Here is a 23,392-nt window from a genome sequence, read left to right as displayed (position 1 = left end):
CGCTAATAGATTACCACTTTGAGCAATCTATCAACAGGATAAAGTATAGAGCCATTTTTTTAACCTAATTTTACCCAAAAAATATGGATAGTCATGTTAATTGAAACGGCTTAGAATGCTGATACAATAGGCTTTAATCGCTAAAAAAATCAGTCCTGTACTATCGATTTAAAATAAGCCACTATCTCTTAGCCGAGATGGTGGCTTATTTTTTTGCACTAAATTGAATATATTATAGAAGGAGAATTTATAAACGGTTCTCAAAGTGTTCTCAATAGCATCGTTTTATATAGTTTTTTATAGTTTATTCCAAAATAAAAACCCCGTTATGTCGGGGTTTTTATATCTCTATTTTTTGCCAAAGTCTTATATTATCGCCCGTACGGGGATCGAACCCGTAACTCCGCCTTGAGAGGGCGACGTCTTAACCAATTTGACCAACGGGCAAGATCAATATTTGGAACATATATAATCTTACCGGAACTTAGCATTACGGTCAAGTCTTTTTTAATAATCAGTTAAGCGAGCCATGAAAAACAGTTGCGCCGTCAAATGAAAATTCAGCCTTAAAATAAAGTTGTGCGCTATTGGATTCATTTGGCACGGATAGCGGCATTGAAGCGACTAATTCTATTTTTACTATGATTGGCCAGAATAATCTATAAGGACAATAGCGCCTTGCATAATGATGGATTAAACGAATGCAGCCAACGTATTATTGAGAATGTGCAAGATGATCGATGCTTTTAAATTTTTTGTGTGATTGTAAACTAAGGCCAGCACCAAGCCTAACAGTACCTTTGATAGCCAATAAATTGGATCGATTTGGCCACTGGTAAAGTCAACGTGAAAGGTACCAAAAATCAATGAGCTCAAGATGATACTGAGCATACGTTGGTGCGGAAAGAACCAATTAAGAAATAAGCCACGAAACAGGACTTCTTCTAGAATTGGACCAATAAAGGCAACAAAGATCAACATGAAGAAGGTAAAACTTTGTAGCAGACTAGTCAAACTATCAACGTTGCTGTTACCGCTACTTTTGACAAAAGGAAGGGTAGCTGCATTGATCAGCAACATAATAATGAAGCCGGCGCCAATCAGTAGCCAATCATGTTTTTGCAAGCGCTGCTGAAATTCAAAGTGATTGTCAGCGACGGCCTTATGGTAGACCTGCCAAAATAAAATTGTCATCAGCACCGCGATAATCAAGAAAAGGCTGCCCAGAACGTACGTTAATGTAGTTTGGGTGCCGGTTACGACACTAGCTAAGCTTAAGCCAGTTAGTGGTAATTGCTCGGCTAAAAGTAATAGGCAGAAATAACCAATATGGCGAATTGTCGCCCAATTAGATTGTTTTGATTTAATAAGTAGTCACCTCACGAAATATAAGTAATCCAATAATAGCACGAATCTTACTTTTATACTTGCCAAACGTCTAGCTTGCTTTTTCAGCTAAAACCTTCTATAATGACAAACTGTCATATAAACGACAGCGTGTCATAAAATAAAATTCAACTATCTAAGGAGGATAAAAATGCCAACGCGTACTTTTTTTAACTTATCGCAGGCTAAGCAACAGCGCCTAATTGACGCGGCACAACAGGAATTTTCGCGTGTACCGCTGCATGAGGCCTCGATCAGTAAAATTATTGCCACCGCCGAAATCCCGCGGGGAAGCTTCTACCAATACTTTGCGGATAAGGAAGACCTCTATTATTATTATGCTGATTACTTGCATAAACAAGCGCATAATTCTTTAATTGATAGTTTACAAGTTGCTGATGGCGATTTATTTGCGGCTTTTCGCCATTACTTCAAAGCAATGACCACAGAAATCATTGTCGGACCGAATGCGGCATTTTATAAAAACATGTTTTTGAACATGACCTATAAGAACAGTCGCAAAGTTTCAGCAGATACGCAAAAAGTCCACCGGCGCCACGGACATGCTGATTATTATACTGCTGTTGATTTTTCGCGATTGAAGATTTCAACCAAACATGAATTGAGCATATTGACCCATATTCTGATGTCAGCACTATTTCAAACGCTGGGTTCGTATTATTTACGCCAGCAACACGGTGAGAAAATTACTGTGGCACAATTAGATCAAGAATTTGAACAAACTTTAGATTGGCTTGAACACGGTGTGGCGATCAATTAGCCAACTAATTTTGTAAACTGGAAAGAAGTGAAATAGATGCTTAAAATAGCACGTGGTCGAATGTCGGTTTGGGCTGTTACTGGAGCGTTCTTATTTATGATCGTGCAGGTCATCAGTAGCCTGAATCTACCAAGTTTAACTGCTAATATCGTCAATAACGGGGTTGCTAAAGGCGATATCAACTATATTTGGCGTGTTGGTGCAGAAATGGTTGGTTTTGCGCTTTTAAGTGTATTAGCTGCCGTCGGGAATGTCTTTTTGGCAGCGCGCACGTCACAACATCTGGGCCAGCAATTGCGCTCAGATATTTATCGTAAGGTGATCAACTTCTCCAATGATGAATTTGATCAGGTTGAAACTTCATCACTGATCACGCGGACAACTAATGACGTCGTCCAAATTCAAAATGTGGCGATGATGGCGTTGCGCATGATGATCATGGCACCAATTATGTTGGTTGGTGCTAGTGTGCTGGCCTATAGTAAAAACCAGCGGCTAACCTTAATTTTCTTAGTTATTTTGCCGTTAATGGCGATTTTTATTGGTATCGTAATGTGGTTTGCGGTTCCATTATTCCGAGCAATGCAGACCAAAACTGATAAAATTAATCTGGTTTTTCGCGAAGGTTTAACCGGCGTACGGGTTATTCGTGCGTTCCGCCGCGATAAATTTGAACAAGAACGTTTTGAAGGTGCTAACCAAGATTACACCCACAACGCCATTAAAGTATTCAGTATCATGGCTGTGATGTTCCCAATCATGACTTTGATGATGAGTGCGACTAACGTTGGGATTACTTGGTTTGGCGCCCAATTGATTGCTGATTTCTCGATGCCAGTTGGTAATTTGATTGCGTTTTTGACCTACGCAATGCAAATTCTGATGAGCTTTATGATGCTATCAATGGTATTTGTTTTAATCCCACGGGCCCAAGCTTCAGCCTTGCGAATCCAAGAAGTTTTGTCCTTAGATTCGAAAATTAAGGATCAACCTAAGCCAGCTGCCTTACCAGCGGATCTAGATCATAGTGAATTAACTTTTGATCACGTTGATTATCGTTACCGTGGTGCGGAAAATCGTGCGCTAGTCGATATTGACTTCCAGGCTAAAAGTGGCCAAACAGTGGCGATCATCGGGGGGACTGGCTCGGGTAAAACGTCGCTGGTCAGCTTATTGCCGCGTTTTTACGATGTGGAGGCTGGCCAGATCAGTCTAAATGGTACCGATATTCGTGATTATAGTCAGCATGACTTGCGTGAAGCCGTATCGTTTGTGCCGCAGACGGCGATTCTCTTCACTGGGACCGTGCGTGAAAATATGCAGTATGGCGATCCTAACGCTAGCGATGAAGCTATTTGGCGCGCACTAAAAATTGCGCGTGCTGACGATTTTATCACTGCTGATGCTGGGTTAGATACGCATGTTGAACAAGGTGGCGGTAACTTCTCTGGGGGACAACGCCAACGTTTAGCCATTGCACGCGCTTTGGTCAAGGACGCCGCTGTTTATGTCTTTGATGACTCCTTCTCTGCATTGGATTTCAAAACAGATTCTCAATTACGGGCTGAGTTACGTGAAGACAGTCGTATTCAAAACCGAATCGTGATCATTGTTGCTCAGCGGATCGCAACGGTCGCTGACGCGGATCTTATTTTAGTTTTGGATAATGGTCGGTTAGTTGGTAAAGGAACGCATGCACAGTTAAAGGCTGATAATGCCGTTTATCAAGAAATCATTGCATCACAGCTAAAAGATGGGGAGGCGGAATAATATGAGTAAAAGTACGCCAACACGGCCGCCAATGGGTGGTCACGGCCCCGGTAATCACGCTGGTTTAGTCGAAAAGCCACAACACTTCTGGCGGACGACTGCACGTTTATTACGGTATATGTCGAATCGCCTATTTGCGATAGTCGTCGTCTTGATTTTAGCGGTAACCTCAGTTATTTTCCAAATTCGGACGCCGAAAATTCTCGGTGAAGCCACGACGGAAATTTATAAAGGGATCATGCAAGGCGAAGCAATGAAAAAGGCTGGCGAAACGGTCAGTAAGTTGCCGATCGACTTTGATAAAATCAAGCAGATCATCCTTATTGTTGTACTAATGTATCTGGCTTCAGCGTTGTTTAACTTTTTCCAGCAGTTTATTATGACCCGTGTTTCTCAACAAACGGTGTATCAATTACGCCGCGAATTTAAGGAAAAAATGCAGCGGGTACCAATCAATTATTACGATACGCACAGTAACGGTGATATCATGTCACGCGCTGTTAACGATATGGATAATATTGCCAGTACGTTGCAGCAAAGCTTAACTCAAGCCGTCACCAGTACCGTGACCTTCATTGGGACGATCTGGATGATGTTGACGATCAGTTGGAAATTGACGTTGATTGCGCTGATCACAATTCCGTTAAGCTTAGTTATCGTTGGCGTGATTGCACCGCGGTCACAGCGTTTCTTTGCTGCACAACAGAGTAGCTTAGGCTTATTAAATAATCAAGTCGAAGAAAACTATAGTGGTCACGTAGTGCTGAAGAGTTTTAATAAGGAAGCTTCTGCTATTGAAGCCTTCGAAGAGCAAAATACGAATTATTATCGCGCCGCTTGGAAAGCACAGTTTATTTCTGGAATCATTATGCCATTAATGATTTTTCTCAATAATATTGGCTATGTCTTTGTTGCTATTATTGGTGGCATTCAGGTCACGCACGGTGCGGTTACATTAGGGAATGTACAGGCCTTCTTACAGTACATGAACCAATTTTCTCAGCCAATTTCACAGCTGGCCAATTTAATGAACACGATCCAATCAACAATTGCTTCCGCGGAACGGATTTTTGCGCTGCTGGACGAACCAGAAATGAGTCCTGATCCGACTGAAAAGCCACAAGTACAAGCAACTGGTAGCTTTATTGACTTTGATCATGTGCAATTTGGCTATAATCAAGGTGAATTGTTGATGAACGACTACAATTTACAGGTGCAAAAAGGCCAGCGAGTCGCAATTGTTGGACCAACTGGTGCCGGTAAAACGACAATTATCAATCTACTGGAGCGCTTTTACGATGTCAGTGGCGGTACGATTCGCTTGAATGGCGTTGATACGCGTCAATTAGGCCGTGAAGCGTTGCGGCAGCATTTTGCCATGGTCTTACAGGATACTTGGCTGTTTACGGGCACAATCTATGATAATCTGAAATACGGCCGTGAAGATGCGACGCGTGAAGAGATTATGGCTGCGGCTAAAGCTGCCCACGTGGATGAATTTGTTCGTCGGTTACCTAACGGCTATGACACGGTGCTGAATGAAGCGGCGTCAAATATTTCCCAAGGGCAACGGCAGTTAGTGACGATTGCGCGGGCATTTGTTGCGGATCCAGAAATTCTGATCTTAGATGAAGCAACTAGCTCGGTCGATACACGGACTGAAGTTCATATTCAGCACGCTATGGAACGGTTATTGGCCAATCGGACTAGTTTTGTCGTCGCGCATCGCTTGTCAACGATTCGTGATGCCGACAACATTATTGTTATGGATCATGGTGATGTGATCGAAACTGGGACTCACGATCAATTAATGGACAAAAATGGTTTTTATGCTGATTTGTACAATAGTCAATTTTCCGGTAATATTGTTTCGTAATTGCGTTATAGTAAAAGCAAAGGTGTTTCTGGCCTTTGCTTTTTTTATTGGAGCTGAGTATGTGTATTCACAAACGGAACAAAAAATTCGTGCACTAGTCACTGACCAAGTCGTGCCAGGCGTCAGCTACGGCTTTATTCACGGCCAACAAACCTGGTCTAATTATTTTGGTGCTAGTCAATTAGTACCAGAAAAGCACAACTTACAGTTTGGTCAATTGTATGATTTGGCCTCGCTGACCAAGGTTGTTGCTACGACCACGCTAATTTTAAAATTACAAGAGCAAGGACGCTTAGCCATCACTGATCCAGTGCAAAAATATCTACCTGAGTTTGGTGATAACCGAGTAACGTTACGCCATTTATTGACCCACACTTCCGGCATCACCGGATATATTCCCCATCGTAATCAACTGGCAGCACCAGCCTTGACCAAGGCGTTGCTAGGGTTACAAGTGGGGGCTGATTTTTGCCGTAAAGTGGTTTACAGTGACACTGGCCTTATCTACCTAGGCTGGGTGATCGAACGGTTATTGAAATTACCTGTCCAAACTGCGCTGACTCGTGAAGTTTTGCGACCACTTCAGTTAAACACCATGACCTTTGCTCCGGAAAAAGCGCGCTGCGTGCCAGCTAGTTTTGAGCCTGCTGGTCGTGGCCTGATTCAAGGAGTCGTCCACGATCCAAAAGCCTATATTTTAGGTGAGCATTGCGCCTCAGCTGGTTTATTTTCTGATTTAGCTGATTTGCTCCAATTTAGTCGCTTTATGCTTGGTGACTTTACGGTTAGTCAGCCGCCAATTAAGCCAGCAACAATTGCGAGCCTGTATCAAGATTATACTGGTTTTGGCGGTGGTCGTAGTCTAGGTTGGCAGCTGTTACGGGCCAGTGACGGTCATGCCGTGCTTTATCATACTGGTTTTGTTGGTCATTTTATTTTGCTTGATGGTTCGACGCATAATGCGTTTGTTTTCCTATCTAATCGGATTCATCCCACTGCACCCAATACTGCTTATTTAGCGCGTCGTGATCAGATCGTGGCGACGTATTTACAGGAAACAGCGGCGCAGGGGATTAAGGCTGTACTCTCATAGCTGAAAGCGGTAAACTATTAACGAGCATTTAAGTGAAAAGAGGAGTGATTTTTTTGGCAGAACCTTATTTCTTACAGCCATATTTTCAAGAAAAAATCTGGGGCGGCACTAAATTACATGACGCATTTGGCTATACGCTACCCAGCGACCGCACTGGCGAGTGTTGGGCGATCTCGGCGCATCCCCATGGTCCTAGCACAGTGGCAAATGGCCCTTACGCCGGCCAAACGTTGATTGAAGTTTGGCGTGACCACCGCGATGTTTTCGGTAACGCAAAAGGTGATGTCTTTCCGTTACTGACTAAGATTCTAGACGCTGAGGCTGATTTATCGGTGCAAGTGCATCCCGACGATGACTATGCCGCTGAGCATGAACATGAACTAGGTAAAACTGAATGCTGGTATATTATTGCGGCTGATCCTGGTGCAGAACTGATTTATGGTCACAATGCAAAAAATGAAGCAGAATTAGCGGATATGATCCATTCAGAAAATTGGCAAGGTTTGTTCCGCCACGTACCAGTTAAAGCCGGCGACTTTTTCTACGTTCCTAGTGGCACGATCCATGCACTAGGTAAGGGCATTATGGCGTTAGAAACACAACAAAGTAGTGATACCACGTATCGGTTATATGACTACGATCGTGTCGATGCCAAAACGGGTAAAAAGCGTGAACTGCATATTCAACAATCAATTGATACCACAACGGTTCCGTTTGTTGCACCCAAATTAGACATTACTAGTCAACAATTTGGCGATTCAAAAGTGACCACTTTCGTTAAGGCGCCGTATTTTACTGTTTACGAATGGCAAGTTAAGGGTGAATTAGAATTGACCCGCCAAACCGCACCGTATACGTTAGTGTCAGTTTTAGCTGGTCAGGGGACACTCACAGTTGACGGACAAAGTTATCCATTAACTAAAGGCCAACATTGTCTACTACCATTTGCGGTCAAAAAGTGGCAATTGTCCGGTGATCTACAAATTATTGCTTCTGAGCCTGGTGTAAAGGCATAGAGAACGGATTGAGCGGCTGCGTGCAGTCGCTTTTTTTGATTATTTTTAATAAAACGCTTTCATTTACGTGAAAAAGGACTAAAATATAATTGTTCGAACTAAAAAATATTTGGGAGGCAATTATATGACAGGTCGTTTAGCAGGTAAAGTGGCATTGATCACCGGTGGTACGAAAGGTATTGGCCTTGGCTGTGCACAACGCTTTATTGAAGAAGGCGCCAAAGTCGTGATCACAGGTCGGCACGCTGATCTAGGTGAGCAAGCGGTAGCGACGGTTAATGCACCAGATGACATTATTTTTCTAACCCAAGATACTGGTGACGACAAGCAGTGGCCACAAATTATTAAGGCGGTACAAGACAAGTTCGGTAAGTTAGATATTTTAGTTAACAATGCTGGTATCTGTTTTTTTAAGGACGTTGAACACACAACCGCAGAAGAATGGCGCAAATTGCAGGCCATCAATTTAGACGGTGTTTTCTTTGGAACTAAGTACGCGATGATTGCGATGAAGGAACATGGTGGTTCAATCATTAATATGTCATCAATCGAAGGCTTTATTGGCGAACCCATGCTAGCGGCATACAATGCCAGTAAAGGTGGCGTGCGCTTATTCTCGAAGTCAGCAGCGTTGTACGCGGCCAAGGAAGGTTATAATGTCCGGGTCAATACGGTGCACCCTGGTTATATTCACACGCCGTTAGTTGATTGTGCGCCCGATGTTGTAACCCACGAGGAACAATTAACGCCAATGGGGCATTTAGGTGAACCGTTGGATATTGCCAATATGTGCTTGTTCTTAGCTTCAGATGAAGCAAAATTTGCCACCGGTGCCGAATTTGTCGTTGATGGTGGTTATACAGCGCAATGATTTATTGTTGTGGCCAATGACTAAGCGTGGATCAAATTATTTCAACCATTAGTTGGATATACAAACGAAACACTTAGTGACGCTACTTCATTAAATTAGTAAGGAACTAAAAGGGCATCTAGCTCTTTTTAGGTACATTTACACAAAAATTAGCGCCAAACAAATAGCCTGCTCAACTTTTGAAAAGCTGAGACAGGCTTATTTGCGTTACTGCAATTAAATTAGTGTTTCCGGTTGGCGGCGGCAATAAAGCCTTGCGCGGCAAATTTTTCACGCAGCTGTAAAACGGCAGTATAGGTGGCTAGCACATAAACTTGTTGCGTTGGTAGCGTTTTGATCTTCTCCGCAACGTCACTTAAATCCTTGATCTGGTATAACTTTTCCTCCGGTACGCCAGCAACTTGCCAGCGAAAGGCAATATCGTTGACCCGTTCACCACCGGCAATAAAGCTAGGAATCGGCTGCGTAGCCATTTGTTCAAACTTACCATCCCAGATCCAGCTGGTGTCGATACCATCAGCGTAATTGGCGTTGAGTAACGTGACTAGGGAAAAAGGTTGCTGGTTCAAGCGAATCAAATCAAAAACCTGGTTCAGGCCAACTGGATTTTTGACTAAGATCAACGTCACCGCTTTGTCACCAACTTGAATCACTTCTTGGCGGCCAAAAATCTTTTCATCCGCATCTAACGCTTGGGCGATAGCAGTGGGTTCAATGCCAAAGTAACGGCCAACGCTATAGGCGGCTAGGGCATTATAAATATTATAGGTGCCACCGATGTTTAATTTGATTGGCTGACCATCGATCACAAAACTAGAACTAGTTGGGGTTTGTTCGGTTAGCTCAGTCACGCGGTGTTGCAGTTCCGGCCGCGCAAAGCCGCAATTAGGACAATAATATTTACCTAAATTGCTATACACCAAAGATTTGTAATGTAAAATATGATTGCAGACAGGGCATAGAACGCCGTCGGTATTGTATTCGGCCTTCATTTCAGTATCTGCTTGGTGATCAAAACCATAATAAATGAAGGGGTTTGGTAACTGCCGCGAATGAAAAATTGGCGCGTCGCCATTAGCAATAATGGTAGCATCTGGTGCATTCGCTACACCGTCAAGAATTTTTTGGTAAGTCGTATATAATTCACCATAACGATCCATTTGATCACGGAAAATATTGGTGAACACAAAGGCAGTTGGTTTAATGTATTTAGTGACTTCGATCACATTGGCTTCATCAACTTCTAAAACAGCGATCTGCTTACCCGAGCGACCACGCTTATGTGTCAAAAAAGCGGTGATGATGCCTTGTTTCATGTTTGAGCCAGTAGGATTAGTTAGAATATCACTGTATTTAGCCTGGAGCACTTTAACGGTTAAAGCGGTGGTTAGCGTTTTACCATTGGTACCAGTAATGATCACAACTTCATAGTCGCGGCCTAACGTGGCCAAAATATCTGGATCAAGGCGGTTGGTTATTTTACCAGGTAGCGAGCTACCGCCTTTCATAAACGTGTGCAGAAACCAATAAGCTGAACGGCCAGCAGTTGCGGCAAATGAACTTTTTAATGACATAATGAGCCCCTTTGATTTGAATAGTTAACTTGAGCATACCACAACTTAGTGGTGTAGCCTTTCTGAAAACATTGCTTCGACTAATAAAATAGTTTAAAGTAACTAGACGCGGCAATTTGCAGATGAATTTTTCACTAAAATCGATTATACTGAATAAGAATGTCAATGAAAAGGGGTAAGAACAAGGATGGCCCAGTTGTTTTTTCATTATGGTGCGATGAATAGCGGCAAAACGATCGATATTTTAAAGGTCGCCCATAATTACGAGGAGCAGAATAAATCCGTGATCATCATGACCTCAGGGTTAGATGATCGCGATGAAATCGGTTATGTGTCTAGCCGGATCGGTTTACGGCGGCAAGCACTGCCGATTTTTGCTGAAACGAATATTTGTGATGTAGTCAAGAAAGAGAATCCTGGCGCTGCTTGTGTTTTAATTGATGAAGCGCAATTTTTACAGAAACATCACGTGTTGGAAATCGCTAAAATCGTTGATGAGTTGAATATTCCAGTGATGACTTACGGTTTGAAAAACGATTTCCGTAACGAATTATTTGAAGGTTCAAAGTACTTACTGTTGTATGCGGATAAAATTGTGGAAATCAAAACGATCTGCTGGTTCTGTAACAAAAAAGCATTGATGAACATGCGCGTCGCCAACGGTAAGCCTGTCTATGAAGGCGAGCAAATCGAAATCGGGGGCAATGAAGCTTACTACCCAGTTTGTCGTAAGCATTATTTCCATCCTGATCTAAGCCAATTGAAATAAGGCGTTTGCGTGAAAAACGCTTATGTTTTGGTCTGCGGCGTTAGGCATCTAAGCCTATTTCACTAACCAAGCGTTATAGACACACAAAACTATAAAAACTAACTCTAGCTTATGAAAGGAACTAATCATGGACGAAATGTTTGAACAATTGCAAACAGTGGTTGATCGTCATGAAGAATTGGAAGGTTTGCTGTCCGATCCTGAAGTTATCAACGACACACCACGCTTTATGAAGTTGTCAAAAGAAGAAGGCGAGATCCGCGAAACCACGGAGAAGTATAACCATTACAAGGATATCGTTGAGCAGATCAAAGAAAACGACACGATGCTGCGTGAAAAGTTAGATCCGGAAATGGATGCCATGGTTAAGCAGGACTTAGCTGAATTAAATACTGAAAAAGAAAAATTAGAGCATGAAATGACACTGTTAATGTTGCCAACGGATCCCAACGATGATAAAAATATCGTCATGGAAATTCGTGGCGCTGCTGGTGGTGATGAAGCAAGCTTATTTGCAGGCGATTTATTGAATATGTACATGCGCTACGCAGAAAAACAAGGCTGGACTGTTGAAACGGTCGACGAAACACCAACCGAAGTCGGCGGTTTTAAAAGTGTTGTTATCATGATTTCCGGTGATAGTGTTTATTCAAAATTGAAATTTGAAAACGGTGCTCACCGTGTTCAGCGCGTTCCCCAGACTGAGTCACAAGGCCGAGTCCATACTTCAACGGCAACCGTTGCCGTTATGCCAGAATACGATGCTGTCGATTTGGATATCGACCCTAAGGATATCCGCACCGACGTTTATCGTTCTTCTGGTGCCGGTGGTCAGCATATTAATAAAACCTCATCAGCTGTTCGGATGACCCATTTACCAACTGGGATCGTGGTTGCAATGCAGGATCAGCGTTCACAGCAACAAAACCGGGAAAAGGCAATGCAGATTTTGCGTACCCGGGTGTATGACTACTATGAAAGCCAAAATCAAAATGAATATGATGAAAACCGTAAGCAGTCAGTTGGTACCGGTGATCGTTCAGAACGAATTCGGACATATAATTATCCGCAAAATCGGGTGACCGATCATCGAATTGGCTTGACGCTAAATAAGCTTGATCGCATCATGAATGGCGAATTAGAGGATATCATCGATGCTTTGATCTTACATGAGCAAACTTCCAAGTTAGAGCAGCTCCAAAATGACTGATCCGACATTTTTTGAGGCCTTGCGTTGGGCCTCTATTTTTTTAAAACAGCATCAGCAAGAAGATGCTGGGCGCTTTTTATTACTGGAACGGCAGAATTGGACCAACACGCAACTATTAATGCGTTATCGTGAACCAATGCCATCTGCAATGTGGCGGCAATTTCAAAGCGATGTCCAGCGGATGGCTCAAAATGAACCCGCTCAATATATTATTGGCCACGCCCCTTTTTATGGTCATGAATTCAAGGTGACACCGGCGACGTTGATTCCGCGGCCAGAAACCGAGGAATTAGTTGAGTGGGCGCTAAATGAACTACCAGCGCAACCTCTGAAAGTGCTGGATCTTGGTACTGGTAGTGGGGCCATTGCGATTAGTCTAAAGTTGGCACAACCACAATGGCAGGTGTGGGCCAGTGATATTTCGGCTGCTGCACTAGCCGTGGCCACGGAAAACGCGCAACAATTAGGTGCAGATATTAAATTTCAGCAAAGTGATGTTTTTGCGGCGTTACAAGCAGAACAGTTTGACGTCATTGTCAGCAACCCACCGTATATTGCACCAAGTGAGCGCTCAGTCATGGATGCCAGCGTATTGGCACATGAACCAGCAACAGCGCTGTTTGCGGCAGAGGCTGGTTTAGCCATTTATCGGCGCATTTTAACTGGCTTGCCGCAGCATTTAAGGGCTAGCGGTCAGTTTTTCGGCGAATTCGGCTATCAACAACGGCCAGCGTTAACTAAACTGGCGGCGCAGCTATTGCCTGACAGTCAAGTGGCATTTCGGCAAGATTTAGCTGGTCATGAGCGGATGCTCCAGCTTAAATTTTAAATTGAAAGAAGGAAGTACGTTGCAAACAAAAGTTTTTCAACCAGATCAGTTAGCAGCGGCTGCAGCTGAATTAGCCGCAGGTGAATTGGTGGCTTTTCCCACGGAAACGGTTTATGGCTTAGGCGCCGACGCAACGAATGAAGCGGCCGTTAAAAAAGTTTATCAGGCAAAGGGGCGGCCTAGTGATAATCCGTTGATTGTTCACGTAGCAGATGTGGCAACAGTTAAGCAGTACGTAGCCGACTTTCCAGTGACTGCAGAAAAGTTAACGCAAGCATTTTGGCCAGGGTCATTGACAATTATTCTGCCCTTAAAGCCAGGCGCTTTTGCCAAAACGGTTACCGGCGGCTTGAATACAGCGGCATTTCGTAATCCGCGTAATCAAGTGACCTTGGATTTAATTAAGCAATTAGGGCGACCAATTGTGGGTCCATCGGCCAATACGTCCGGTAAACCCAGTCCAACGTTAGCGGCGCATGTGTTGCACGATCTTACTGGTAAAATTGCCGGTGTTGTCGACGATGGTCCTACTGGTGTTGGCTTGGAGTCCACGGTGATCGATCTTAGTACGCCAACGCCAACTATTTTACGGCCGGGTGCAGTCACCAAAGAAGATATTGAAGCGGTGATTGGGTCAATTGATGCTGACCACCATAAAGTTAAACCGGATGAAATTCCTAAGGCACCTGGGATGAAATATAAACATTACGCGCCAAACGCTCAAGTTTATGTGACTGCAGCAGCTGATTTTAAAGCGGCGGCTAGCTGGGCGCGGGCACAAGGTGAACCATTTGGCTTAATGGCCACCGATCAGGTGTTGGCTAAATTTCCAGTACTAGCAGCTGATTATCGTTTCTCATTAGGCGATTCGATTGTTACAGCTAGTCAGCGTTTATTTGATGGGTTGCGGCACTATGATCAATTACCAGAAGTTAAATTTATTTTTGCGGAAGAATTCCCAGCTGTCGGTTTAGGTGTTGCTTACATGAATCGGGTAGCTAAATCAGCTGGTCAACAATATTTTGTCCAAAAATGATAACCTAAGTTAGCGAAGGTGCTGCAGACGATTGATGCGATTCGTCTTTTGCGGCGCCTTTTTTCTATGGTATAATCGGCATATTCGGTAGGGCGGGCATGCCTTATTGAAAGCAAGCAAATAATAGTTCTGGAAGGACGATGTGCATGGATTTTCACGTTGATGATCAAGAAGTTTGGCAGGCAATTCATGAAGAAGAACAGCGACAGGAACATAATATTGAATTGATCGCATCCGAAAACATTGTGTCTGATGCAGTGCGGGCGGCGCAAGGCAGTGTTCTAACTAATAAATACGCCGAGGGCTACCCTAAGCACCGTTTTTACGGCGGCTGTGAATACATTGATGTTATTGAACAGTTGGCAATTGATCGGGCTAAGGAATTATTTGGTGCCGAATACGCTAACGTCCAACCTCATTCAGGTTCTGGTGCGAATATGGCAGCTTACTCAGCATTACTTGAACCTGGTGATCGTGTCATCGGTATGAGCTTAGCTGAAGGTGGACATTTGACGCATGGTGCGCCAATGAGCTTTAGCGGTCAAACTTACGACTTCAAAAGTTATGGCGTTGACGCTGAAACTGGCCGAATCGATTTTGCGGCGGTTCGGCAGTTAGCCCATGATTTCCAGCCTAAGCTGATTGTTGCTGGTGCATCTGCGTATAGTCGTGAAATTGATTTTAAGCAATTTCGTGAAATAGCTGATGAAGTTGGTGCTTATTTAATGGTGGATATGGCGCACATTGCTGGCTTAGTTGCCGCAGGCCTGCACCAAAGCCCAGTACCATATGCTGACATTGTCACGACAACGACCCATAAAACATTGCGCGGACCACGTGGCGGGTTGATTTTAGCTAAAGCCGAATACGCTAAAGCAATCAATTCTGCTGTTTTTCCTGGCATTCAAGGCGGGCCACTGGAACATGTGATTGCCGGTAAAGCAATTGCGCTTAAGGAAGCGTTGCAACCAGCTTTTAAAGATTACGCCAAGCAAATTATTGCTAACGCAAAAGCCATGGCTGAAGTCTTCAACGCTGATGACCGGGTTAAAATTATTTCTGGTGGGACTGATAATCATTTAATGTTATTGGACATCACACCATTTGGACTAACCGGCCGCGATGTACAGGATCTATTGGATACTGTTAGTATTACTGTGAATAAAAATACGATTCCTGGCGAGCAAAACGGCCCATTCCGGACCAGTGGCATTCGCGTTGGAACACCAGCAATTACAACCCGCGGTATGAAGGAAACTGAAGCTAAGCAAGTTGCACGGCTGATTTTAAAGGCAATTGAACAACGTGAAGATCCAGCTGCTTTGGCCGAAGTTAAGCAAGAAGTTTTTGCGCTGACGGAACAATTTCCGATCAATGCAAAAAGTTTTGAATTTTAACTAGCCATAGCGACGATAATCCGCTAGAATATAAGTAATCAAATTGGGAAAACGGGACACGCTGATTTTTTTGGTGTGTGCCGTTTTCTGCAGTCTGCAACTAAATCAATAGAGGAGCGTAATCATGGGAGAACTACATGTTATTGACCATCCATTAGTCCAACACAAATTAACGATCATTCGCGACAAGCGTGTCGGCACGCAACAATTCCGACAAGTTGTCAACGAAATCGCGACTTTGATGGCCTATGAAGTGACACGCAATATGGCAACTGAAGACGTCGTTGTTGAAACGCCAATTGCTAAAACCACGCAAAAATCATTAACGGGTAAAAAGGTAGCAATTGTGCCGATTTTGCGGGCCGGCTTAGGCATGGTCGATGGCTTCTTGGAATTGATTCCCGCAGCAAAAGTGGGACATATCGGTATGTATCGTGATCATAAGACTTTGAAACCAGTTGAATACTTCGTTAAAATGCCAACGGATATTGATCAACGTGAAATGTTTGTGGTCGATCCAATGCTTGCCACTGGTGGCTCAGCAATTATGGCCATTGATGCATTGAAAAAGCGTGGGGCTAAGCAGATTAAATTTGTCGGCTTAGTGGCAGCACCAGAAGGGGTCAAGGCTTTACAAGAAGCACACCCTGATGTTGATATCTACGTGGCTGGCCTCGATGATCATCTAAACGAAGACGGTTATATTGTGCCTGGCTTAGGCGATGCCGGTGATCGTTTATTTGGTACTAAATAATCAGCTCTTAAGCTTGACTTGCACGGCCAAAAAGGCTACGCAAGTTAGGCTTTTTTTATTTAATCGTTTTGGATATTATGGATATTATATATAAAAAATAAATTCAATTTTATTGTAAATGTGTGGGTACGCGCTTTAATTCGCTTTCAACTGATATAAAACGCTTGCATATGTCCATAATCAGTTTTGTATTTTTAGTCTATTGGTGGTATTATAACGATTGTATTTTAGATAAGTATGCAACGTATATTGTCTAAAGTCTTTTCTGCAAATGTGCTTTAAAGCGGTCTAGTTCTATGATACACTCAGAATGCAGTGATTCTGGGTTACATATGGTTTTAACCGTACAACACTGTAGAAACAAATCGGTTGTGAAAAGAGGTGAGATTCTGTGAATGAAGAGAGTTACGTTGTAAAGTTTTTGGGCCTAACCTTCAACCTTACAAACGTGGTTTCAGGATTGCTAGCAATGGTAGTTGTCTTCTGTCTAGTTTGGTTCTTGTCGCGTAATTTAGCGTTACGACCAAAGGGCAAGCAAAATGTGCTGGAATGGCTCATTGATTTTACCAACGGTATCGTCTCGACTAACATTCCCGGTGAGCAGGGGAAACGGTTCAATTTATTAGCTTTTGTGCTGTTTCTGTTTATTTTCGTTGCCAACCAAATGGGATTGTTGATCCAGGTCATTATTGGTGGTAAGACATTGATCAAGTCGCCAACTTCTGATCCAATGGTGACAATGTCCTTAGCATTGCTGGTGTTGTTGGTATCACATTATTTTGGCGTTGCAGTCTTCGGGTTTAAGGGATATTTGGTCAATTCCTATATGCGTCCCGTCAGCTTTATGCTACCAATCAACATCCTAGAGGAATTTACTAATTTCTTGACACTAGCATTCCGTCTATACGGGAACATCTTTGCCGGTGAAGTTCTGCTGACTTTGATCGGCAGTGTCGCAAAGTCTCACGGTCTCGTGACCACAGTTGTCGCGTTACCGCTGGAGATGATCTGGCAAGGATTCTCAATCTTCATTGGTAGTATCCAAGCTTATGTATTCGTCACCTTGTCCACGGTTTATATTTCGAAGAAAGTTGAAGTAGAAGAATAAACCAAACAAAGCCTTAGGGAGGAAAGTTAATTATGAATTTTATTGCAGCAGCTATTACAGCCGCAGGTGCCGCTATTGCCGCAGGTTATGGTAATGGTAAAGTTATCTCCAAAACAATCGAAAGTATGGCTCGCCAACCAGAGTTATCCGGTCAATTACGTAGTACAATGTTTATCGGTGTTGGTTTGATCGAAGCCCTTCCAATTATTGCCATCGTCATTTCATTTATGTTGATGTCAAACTAATTGTTGCAGGCAGCATTAAGTCTGCCTTTTTTGATTGAACAAAAATTTCTGTGACTCAAGCGGTCTGCGTACCGCGGAACACATTCTTACAAAGGAGGTGTCAATAGATGCTTTCACATTTCGTTATTGGTGCAGCCAGTGGTTTATATATTGGTGATCTGCTATTTTATGCGATTTCGTTTATTATCTTGATTGCGTTGGTCAAGCATTTTGCTTGGGGACCAGTCACTAAAATGATGGATGAACGTGCAAACAAAATTTCTGGTGACTTGGACTATGCGGAAAAGTCCCGGAATGAAGCAACTGAACTGGCGGCTAAACGTCAAGCTGAGTTGGATAAATCGCAAACAGAAGCTACTGGTATTGTGACTACTGCACGCCAAAATGGTGAAAAACAGCGCCAAACTATTATGGATCAAGCGCAAACTGATGCAGCAACTTTAAAAGCTAATGCTCAAAAAGATATTGTTCAAGAACGCGCTGACGCACTGAAGAGTGCCCAAAACGATGTCGCTGCTCTATCTATTGAGATTGCTTCTAAAATCATTCAAAAAGAACTGAATGCCACTGACCAAAAGGCACTGATTGATTCTTATATCGAAGGGTTGGGGAAGCAAAATGGCGCTAGATAAATATACGATCGGGCAACGATATGGCACGGCTTTATTTGATCTAGCGACAGAACAAGAAACAGTTGATAACGTTTATGTTGATGTTATGGCATTACAGCAAGTTTTTGCTGATGCGCCAACTTTAGCAAGCGTATTGACCAATGCGACGTTGACCTTAGACCAAAAGCAGCCTATTTTAGCCAGCTTGCAGCAAGGCGCGTCGGCTAGTGTTAAAAACTTGATCCAAATGGTTTTTGACTACGGTCGAATGAATGAAATGCCATTTATCCTCGCTGCTTTTGTGCAACGTTACGATCAAGTTAATGGTATCATCCATGCCAAAGTAACATCTGCAGTTACCTTAAGTGACACCCAACAAACGGCGTTAGCAACACAGCTAGCAACCCGGTTTGGTGCTAAAAAAGTAACCATTGACAACGCAGTTGATGCAACTGTTATTGGTGGTGTGATCGTTGAGGCTAATAATATGGTTATCGACGGCAGTATTCGGAGCAAATTAGCGCAAGTTCGCCAATTGCTACTAGGTTAATTAATTCAGTAAAGGTTTTATTTTAAAAGAGGTGAACCCTATGAGCATCAAGGCTGAGGAAATCAGTTCTTTGATCAAACAGCAATTAGCTAATTATTCGGCTGATTTAGCTGTTGAAGAAGTCGGTACCGTAACCTATGTTGGTGATGGTATCGCAAGAGCACATGGCCTCGACAATGCAATGGCCAATGAATTATTGGAATTTCAAAATGGTTCATATGGTATGGCACAAAATTTGGAAACAAATGATGTCGGGATCATTATTATGGGTTCATATGACGACATTCGTGAAGGCGATACGGTAAAACGTACTGGTCGGATCATGGAAGTCCCTGTTGGTGATAACATGATCGGACGGGTTATTAATTCATTAGGTCAGCCAATTGATGGTCAGGGCGAAATCGCCACTGAACATACACGGCCAATTGAATTCAAAGCCCCTGGGGTTATGGATCGTCAGTCCGTCTATGAACCACTACAAACTGGTTTGAAAGCTATTGATTCGTTAGTTCCGATTGGCCGTGGCCAGCGTGAATTGATCATCGGTGACCGTAAAACTGGTAAAACGTCAATTGCCATTGATACGATCATTAACCAAAAGAACCAAAATATGATTTGTATTTATGTTGCCATTGGCCAAAAAGAATCAACGGTACGTGCGCAGGTTGAAGCCTTACGTCGTTACGGCGCAATGGATTATACCATCGTTGTCACTGCCGGTCCTTCTGAACCAGCACCAATGCTTTATTTGGCACCATACGCCGGTGCAGCAATCGGTGAATATTTCATGTATAACGGCCAGCATGTCTTGATCATTTATGATGATTTATCAAAACAGGCAGCGGCTTATCGTGAGATTTCCTTGCTGTTACGGCGTCCGCCAGGTCGTGAAGCTTACCCAGGTGATATTTTCTATACCCATTCACGTTTATTGGAACGTGCAGCGAAGCTAAGTGAAAAGCTGGGTGGCGGTTCAATGACTGCCTTACCAGTAATCGAAACTCAAGCTGGGGACGTTTCTGCTTATATCCCAACCAACGTTATTTCTATCACTGACGGCCAGATTTTCTTGGATAGTGATTTGTTCTATTCAGGTACACGGCCAGCAATCGATGCCGGGACTTCTGTTTCCCGTGTCGGTGGTGATGCGCAGATCAAGGCGATGAAGAAGGTTGCCGGGACTTTGCGTGTGGATCTAGCTTCTTATCGAGAATTGGAAAGTTTTGCTCAGTTCGGTTCTGATCTAGATGCGGCAACGCAATCTAAATTGAATCGTGGTCGGCGGACTGTTGAAGTACTAAAACAGCCAGTGCATAAGCCATTACCTGTTGAAAAGCAGGTCTTGATCCTTTATGCTCTGCGTCAAGGTTTCTTAGACAGTGTACCGGTTGATGATCTTGGTCGTTATGAAGCAGATCTATTCAATTTCTTCGATGGTAGTCATGCTGATGTTTTGGCGGCAATCGCTAAAACTGGTAAATTACCAGAAGACGATTCACTAGATGCAGGGATCAAGGCTTTTGCAGCCACCTTTAAAGCGAGTGCTACTGCAACAGCCGCGAACTAGAAGGAGATGAGATTATGGCTGAATCATTAACTGAGATCAAACGCCGGATCGCATCGACTAAAAGCACCGAAAAGATCACCCAAGCCATGCAAATGGTTTCGGCATCTAAGTTGAATCAGATCGAAAAGAAATCCAACGCTTATCAGCTATATTCTTCTAAAATTCGTGAAATCGTAACCCATATGGCTGCTGCGCAATTACTAGCGATGAATAACGCTAATGATCTACGTGAAAAAAGTGATGATCCGCAAACACCACAGGATCAGCTTAAGGTCAGTAGCATGTTGCAACAACGGCCAATCAAAAAGACTGGCTATCTTGTGATTACTTCTGATCGTGGTTTAGTTGGTAGTTATAACAGTAGCGTTATTAAAGCCGTTACTGATATGATCACGACTGATCACAAAACAGCTGATGAATACGTCTTTATGGCGGTTGGCGGCACTGGTGCTGACTTTTTCAAGAATCGGGGCATGAATATTGCTTATGAATACCGTGGTGTGAGCGACGTACCGACTTTTAACGAAGTTCGTGAAATCGTAACTACTGCAGTTTCTATGTACGATTCGGGTGTGTTTGATGAACTCTATGTTTGTTATAATCACCATGTCAACACGTTACGTTCGGAATTCCGGGCGGAAAAAATGTTGCCGATCACCGATTTAGATGTCGCTGAGGTTAAGGATCAGCATATTGAATATATCGCAGATCCTTCGCAAGAAGAAGTACTGGATGCCATTTTGCCACAGTATGCTGCTAGTTTGATTTTTGGTGCCTTAATGGACGCTAAAGCGGCAGAACATTCTGCTGGTATGAATGCCATGCGCAGTGCAACTGATAATGCTAATGATTTGATCGATAAGTTGACGTTGACCTATAATCGGGCTCGTCAAGGTGCGATCACACAAGAACTTACAGAAATTACGGCTGGGGCCAGTGCATTAGAGTAGTCCTAGTAATTTAAATGACGGGAGGAACAAAGCAATATGAGTGCTGGTAAAATTGTCCAGGTTATGGGCCCAGTTGTCGATGTTTCGTTTCCCTTAGATGGTTCACTCCCTGATATCAACAACGCGCTGCTAGTCCGTAAAGCAAAGGATGAAACAGTAACGTTGGAAGTTGCTTTGGAATTAGGCGATGGCGTTATGCGCACAATCGCCATGGAATCTACCGATGGATTGCAACGGGGTATGACCGTTGACGATACCGGTGGTTCTATTTCCGTGCCAGTCGGCAAAGCGACATTAGGGCGTGTATTTAACGTTTTAGGTGAAACAATCGACTTCGGTGATAAATTCCCAGCGGATGCTGAACGTAGTAGTATCCACAAGGAAGCACCAAACTTTGAAGATTTAAGTACATCTTCAGAAATTCTCGAAACTGGGATCAAAGTTATCGACCTACTTGAACCTTACCTTCGTGGTGGGAAAATTGGGTTGTTCGGTGGTGCCGGTGTTGGTAAAACCGTTTTGATCCAGGAATTGATCCATAATATTGCCGAAGAACATGGTGGTATTTCTGTCTTTACCGGTGTCGGTGAACGGACACGTGAAGGTAATGACTTGTATTATGAAATGAAAGAAACCGGCGTTATCGATAATACAGCGATGGTGTTTGGTCAGATGAACGAACCACCTGGTGCTCGTATGCGGGTTGCCTTGACTGGGGTTACGTTAGCGGAATACTTCCGTGACGTTGCTGGCCAGGATGTGTTGTTATTTATTGACAACATTTTCCGGTTCACTCAGGCCGGCTCTGAAGTCTCTGCGTTATTAGGTCGTTTGCCTTCAGCCGTAGGTTACCAACCAACATTGGCTACAGAAATGGGCCAATTGCAGGAACGGATTACCTCGACTAAAAAAGGATCAATTACGTCAATTCAGGCCGTTTATGTGCCTGCCGATGACTATACTGATCCGGCACCAGCGACTGAATTCGCCCATTTGGATGCTACAACCAACTTGGAACGGTCATTGACTCAACAAGGGATCTACCCAGCCGTTGATCCATTAGCTTCTTCATCCAGTGCCTTGGATCCAGAAATTGTTGGTGAAGAACATTATCGAGTTGCCACACAAGTCCAACAAATTTTACAACGTTATCATGAATTGCAAGACATTATCTCGATTTTGGGGATGGATGAATTGTCTGACGACGAAAAAATTATTGTTGCTCGTGCTCGGCGGATTCAAAATTTCTTGTCGCAAAACTTTAGTGTTGCCGAGAAATTTACTGGTCAACCCGGTTCCTACGTTCAGGTTGCTGATACCGTTAAAGGTTTCAAAGCAATCTTAGCTGGTGAATACGATGATCTTCCTGAAGATGCTTTCCGTGGTGTCGGCCCAATCGAAGAAGCTGTCGAAAAGGCGAAGAAGATGGGTTACGGTCAAGATAGTGCAACAACTGCTGAACCTAAACAAGCTGCAGCTAATTAGGAGGTGCACAAATGGCTGACAAACCAGTTTTGACAGTTAATATTGTCACTCCTGATGGGATCGTTTACGATCATCATGCAACAATGGTTATTGTGAAGGCCCTCGACGGTCAGTTGGGGATCATGCCAAATCATGAACCAATTATTGCACCACTACAGATTGATGAGGTTCGTGTCAAGCGAGCAGATGATCCAGAACATGAAGATGCAATCGCCGTTAATGGTGGTTTCATGGAAATGTCAAACAACGTTGCTTCAATCGTTGCTGATTCTGCGGAACGTGAACATGATATTGATGTCTCACGGGCACAATTAGCTGAACATCGTGCAGAAGAACGCATTAAAGAAGCTAAAGAAAAACATGATGCGGATGAATTGGCGCGCGCGCAAATTAAGTTGCGTCGTGCCTTGAACCGAATCAATGTGGCTAAACATTAAATTTTTCTTAAATAAGCTGGTAGTGTACTAGGCCCTGTCAAGTTGACAATTGAAATAATATAAACTTTTATCTGTTT

General features: G+C 43.4%; 22 protein-coding genes and 1 tRNA gene. 20 read left to right on the top strand and 3 right to left on the bottom strand.

The window, feature by feature from the left end:
• Window positions 1–374: 374 nt before the first annotated feature.
• Together EKM80_RS12040 and EKM80_RS12035 are read right to left on the bottom strand one after the other, a co-directional pair.
• Window positions 375–447: transfer RNA gene (locus EKM80_RS12040), tRNA-Glu, on the bottom strand.
• A gap of 246 nt (window positions 448–693) precedes the next feature.
• The gene (locus tag EKM80_RS12035; protein ID WP_225418877.1) at window positions 694–1,194 is read right to left on the bottom strand and encodes a CPBP family intramembrane glutamic endopeptidase; all 501 of its coding nucleotides are present in this window, start codon (window positions 1,192–1,194) and stop codon (window positions 694–696) included.
• 343 nt (window positions 1,195–1,537) lie between these two features.
• On the opposite strand from EKM80_RS12035, the gene EKM80_RS12030 reads away from it, so the two are divergent.
• From EKM80_RS12030 to EKM80_RS12005, 6 genes are all read left to right on the top strand, one after another.
• Window positions 1,538–2,167 carry a TetR/AcrR family transcriptional regulator gene (locus EKM80_RS12030; protein ID WP_125553553.1) on the top strand — a complete coding sequence of 210 codons (630 nt, stop codon included), beginning with the start codon at window positions 1,538–1,540 and terminating at the stop codon, window positions 2,165–2,167.
• Between the two features lie 36 nt (window positions 2,168–2,203).
• Window positions 2,204–3,937 carry an ABC transporter ATP-binding protein gene (locus EKM80_RS12025; RefSeq protein WP_125553551.1) on the top strand — a complete coding sequence of 578 codons (1,734 nt, stop codon included), beginning with the start codon at window positions 2,204–2,206 and terminating at the stop codon, window positions 3,935–3,937.
• A gap of 1 nt (window position 3,938) precedes the next feature.
• The gene (locus EKM80_RS12020) at window positions 3,939–5,813 is read left to right on the top strand and encodes an ABC transporter ATP-binding protein (protein ID WP_164509557.1); all 1,875 of its coding nucleotides are present in this window, start codon (window positions 3,939–3,941) and stop codon (window positions 5,811–5,813) included.
• 61 nt (window positions 5,814–5,874) lie between these two features.
• A complete protein-coding gene (locus EKM80_RS12015; protein ID WP_125553547.1) occupies window positions 5,875–6,906 on the top strand; it encodes a serine hydrolase domain-containing protein in 1,032 nt (343 codons plus the stop codon).
• Window positions 6,907–6,959: 53 nt separating this feature from the next.
• Window positions 6,960–7,922, top strand: a complete 963-nt coding sequence (gene manA, locus EKM80_RS12010) for a mannose-6-phosphate isomerase, class I (RefSeq protein WP_125553545.1) — start codon at window positions 6,960–6,962, stop codon at window positions 7,920–7,922.
• Window positions 7,923–8,046: 124 nt separating this feature from the next.
• On the top strand, window positions 8,047–8,793 hold the full coding sequence (locus EKM80_RS12005; RefSeq protein ID WP_125553543.1) for a glucose 1-dehydrogenase: 747 nt from the start codon (window positions 8,047–8,049) through the stop codon (window positions 8,791–8,793).
• A gap of 221 nt (window positions 8,794–9,014) precedes the next feature.
• On the opposite strand, the gene EKM80_RS12000 is transcribed toward EKM80_RS12005, so the two are convergent.
• Window positions 9,015–10,367, bottom strand: a complete 1,353-nt coding sequence (locus EKM80_RS12000) for a Mur ligase family protein (RefSeq protein WP_125553541.1) — start codon at window positions 10,365–10,367, stop codon at window positions 9,015–9,017.
• A gap of 187 nt (window positions 10,368–10,554) precedes the next feature.
• Here EKM80_RS12000 and EKM80_RS11995 point away from each other — a divergent pair, with 187 nt between their 5' ends.
• The 14 genes from EKM80_RS11995 (at window position 10,555) to EKM80_RS11930 (ending at window position 23,315) form a co-directional block, all read left to right on the top strand.
• On the top strand, window positions 10,555–11,136 hold the full coding sequence (locus tag EKM80_RS11995; RefSeq protein WP_125553539.1) for a thymidine kinase: 582 nt from the start codon (window positions 10,555–10,557) through the stop codon (window positions 11,134–11,136).
• Between the two features lie 127 nt (window positions 11,137–11,263).
• Window positions 11,264–12,346, top strand: a complete 1,083-nt coding sequence (gene prfA / locus EKM80_RS11990) for a peptide chain release factor 1 (protein ID WP_125553537.1) — start codon at window positions 11,264–11,266, stop codon at window positions 12,344–12,346.
• Window positions 12,339–13,175, top strand: a complete 837-nt coding sequence (prmC, locus tag EKM80_RS11985) for a peptide chain release factor N(5)-glutamine methyltransferase (protein WP_125553535.1) — start codon at window positions 12,339–12,341, stop codon at window positions 13,173–13,175. The genes prfA and prmC overlap by 8 nt, the downstream gene beginning before the upstream one ends.
• Before the next feature lie 19 nt (window positions 13,176–13,194).
• Window positions 13,195–14,211 (top strand): L-threonylcarbamoyladenylate synthase, encoded by a 1,017-nt coding sequence (locus EKM80_RS11980; RefSeq protein ID WP_125553533.1) that lies wholly within the window; start codon window positions 13,195–13,197, stop codon window positions 14,209–14,211.
• 146 nt (window positions 14,212–14,357) lie between these two features.
• Window positions 14,358–15,608, top strand: a complete 1,251-nt coding sequence (locus EKM80_RS11975; protein ID WP_125553531.1) for a serine hydroxymethyltransferase — start codon at window positions 14,358–14,360, stop codon at window positions 15,606–15,608.
• Window positions 15,609–15,732: 124 nt separating this feature from the next.
• Window positions 15,733–16,362, top strand: coding sequence for a uracil phosphoribosyltransferase (gene upp, locus EKM80_RS11970; protein WP_125553529.1), 630 nt, complete (start codon window positions 15,733–15,735; stop codon window positions 16,360–16,362).
• Between the two features lie 391 nt (window positions 16,363–16,753).
• The gene (gene atpB / locus EKM80_RS11965) at window positions 16,754–17,470 is read left to right on the top strand and encodes a F0F1 ATP synthase subunit A (protein WP_125553527.1); all 717 of its coding nucleotides are present in this window, start codon (window positions 16,754–16,756) and stop codon (window positions 17,468–17,470) included.
• 32 nt (window positions 17,471–17,502) lie between these two features.
• Entirely contained in the window at window positions 17,503–17,715 is a 213-nt protein-coding gene (gene atpE / locus EKM80_RS11960) for a F0F1 ATP synthase subunit C (protein WP_125553525.1), read from the top strand.
• A 107-nt stretch (window positions 17,716–17,822) separates the two neighbouring features.
• Window positions 17,823–18,347: a F0F1 ATP synthase subunit B gene (gene atpF, locus EKM80_RS11955; protein WP_125553523.1), complete on the top strand. Its 525-nt coding sequence runs from the start codon at window positions 17,823–17,825 to the stop codon at window positions 18,345–18,347.
• Complete coding sequence (gene atpH / locus EKM80_RS11950; RefSeq protein ID WP_125553521.1) at window positions 18,334–18,876, top strand: ATP synthase F1 subunit delta; 543 nt, start codon at window positions 18,334–18,336, stop codon at window positions 18,874–18,876. Before atpF ends, atpH begins: the two co-directional genes overlap by 14 nt.
• A 40-nt stretch (window positions 18,877–18,916) precedes the next feature.
• Window positions 18,917–20,443: a F0F1 ATP synthase subunit alpha gene (atpA, locus tag EKM80_RS11945; protein ID WP_125553519.1), complete on the top strand. Its 1,527-nt coding sequence runs from the start codon at window positions 18,917–18,919 to the stop codon at window positions 20,441–20,443.
• Between the two features lie 14 nt (window positions 20,444–20,457).
• A complete protein-coding gene (locus EKM80_RS11940; protein ID WP_125553517.1) occupies window positions 20,458–21,393 on the top strand; it encodes a F0F1 ATP synthase subunit gamma in 936 nt (311 codons plus the stop codon).
• 36 nt (window positions 21,394–21,429) lie between these two features.
• Entirely contained in the window at window positions 21,430–22,878 is a 1,449-nt protein-coding gene (gene atpD / locus EKM80_RS11935; protein ID WP_125553515.1) for a F0F1 ATP synthase subunit beta, read from the top strand.
• Window positions 22,879–22,889: 11 nt separating this feature from the next.
• Entirely contained in the window at window positions 22,890–23,315 is a 426-nt protein-coding gene (locus EKM80_RS11930) for a F0F1 ATP synthase subunit epsilon (protein WP_125553513.1), read from the top strand.
• Window positions 23,316–23,392: the final 77 nt, after the last annotated feature.

This window comes from Loigolactobacillus jiayinensis (genome assembly GCF_003946445.1).
Taxonomy (GTDB): Bacteria; Bacillota; Bacilli; order Lactobacillales; family Lactobacillaceae; genus Loigolactobacillus; species Loigolactobacillus jiayinensis.
Note: the sequence above shows the minus strand (reverse complement) of the source record. Positions and strands in the feature narration are given on the sequence as shown.

Excerpts from the sequence above, each read along its gene's own strand:
- EKM80_RS12035 (WP_225418877.1), bottom strand. The coding sequence starts at position 1,194 with ATGACAATTTTATTTTGGCAGGTCTACCATAAGGCCGTCGCTGACAAT.
- EKM80_RS12030 (WP_125553553.1), top strand. The coding sequence starts at position 1,538 with ATGCCAACGCGTACTTTTTTTAACTTATCGCAGGCTAAGCAACAGCGC.
- EKM80_RS12025 (WP_125553551.1), top strand. The coding sequence starts at position 2,204 with ATGCTTAAAATAGCACGTGGTCGAATGTCGGTTTGGGCTGTTACTGGA.
- EKM80_RS12020 (WP_164509557.1), top strand. The coding sequence starts at position 3,939 with ATGAGTAAAAGTACGCCAACACGGCCGCCAATGGGTGGTCACGGCCCC.
- EKM80_RS12005 (WP_125553543.1), top strand. The coding sequence starts at position 8,047 with ATGACAGGTCGTTTAGCAGGTAAAGTGGCATTGATCACCGGTGGTACG.
- EKM80_RS12000 (WP_125553541.1), bottom strand. The coding sequence starts at position 10,367 with ATGTCATTAAAAAGTTCATTTGCCGCAACTGCTGGCCGTTCAGCTTAT.
- EKM80_RS11995 (WP_125553539.1), top strand. The coding sequence starts at position 10,555 with ATGGCCCAGTTGTTTTTTCATTATGGTGCGATGAATAGCGGCAAAACG.
- prfA (WP_125553537.1), top strand. The coding sequence starts at position 11,264 with ATGGACGAAATGTTTGAACAATTGCAAACAGTGGTTGATCGTCATGAA.
- prmC (WP_125553535.1), top strand. The coding sequence starts at position 12,339 with ATGACTGATCCGACATTTTTTGAGGCCTTGCGTTGGGCCTCTATTTTT.
- EKM80_RS11975 (WP_125553531.1), top strand. The coding sequence starts at position 14,358 with ATGGATTTTCACGTTGATGATCAAGAAGTTTGGCAGGCAATTCATGAA.
- upp (WP_125553529.1), top strand. The coding sequence starts at position 15,733 with ATGGGAGAACTACATGTTATTGACCATCCATTAGTCCAACACAAATTA.
- atpE (WP_125553525.1), top strand. The coding sequence starts at position 17,503 with ATGAATTTTATTGCAGCAGCTATTACAGCCGCAGGTGCCGCTATTGCC.
- atpF (WP_125553523.1), top strand. The coding sequence starts at position 17,823 with ATGCTTTCACATTTCGTTATTGGTGCAGCCAGTGGTTTATATATTGGT.
- atpH (WP_125553521.1), top strand. The coding sequence starts at position 18,334 with ATGGCGCTAGATAAATATACGATCGGGCAACGATATGGCACGGCTTTA.
- atpA (WP_125553519.1), top strand. The coding sequence starts at position 18,917 with ATGAGCATCAAGGCTGAGGAAATCAGTTCTTTGATCAAACAGCAATTA.
- EKM80_RS11940 (WP_125553517.1), top strand. The coding sequence starts at position 20,458 with ATGGCTGAATCATTAACTGAGATCAAACGCCGGATCGCATCGACTAAA.
- atpD (WP_125553515.1), top strand. The coding sequence starts at position 21,430 with ATGAGTGCTGGTAAAATTGTCCAGGTTATGGGCCCAGTTGTCGATGTT.
- EKM80_RS11930 (WP_125553513.1), top strand. The coding sequence starts at position 22,890 with ATGGCTGACAAACCAGTTTTGACAGTTAATATTGTCACTCCTGATGGG.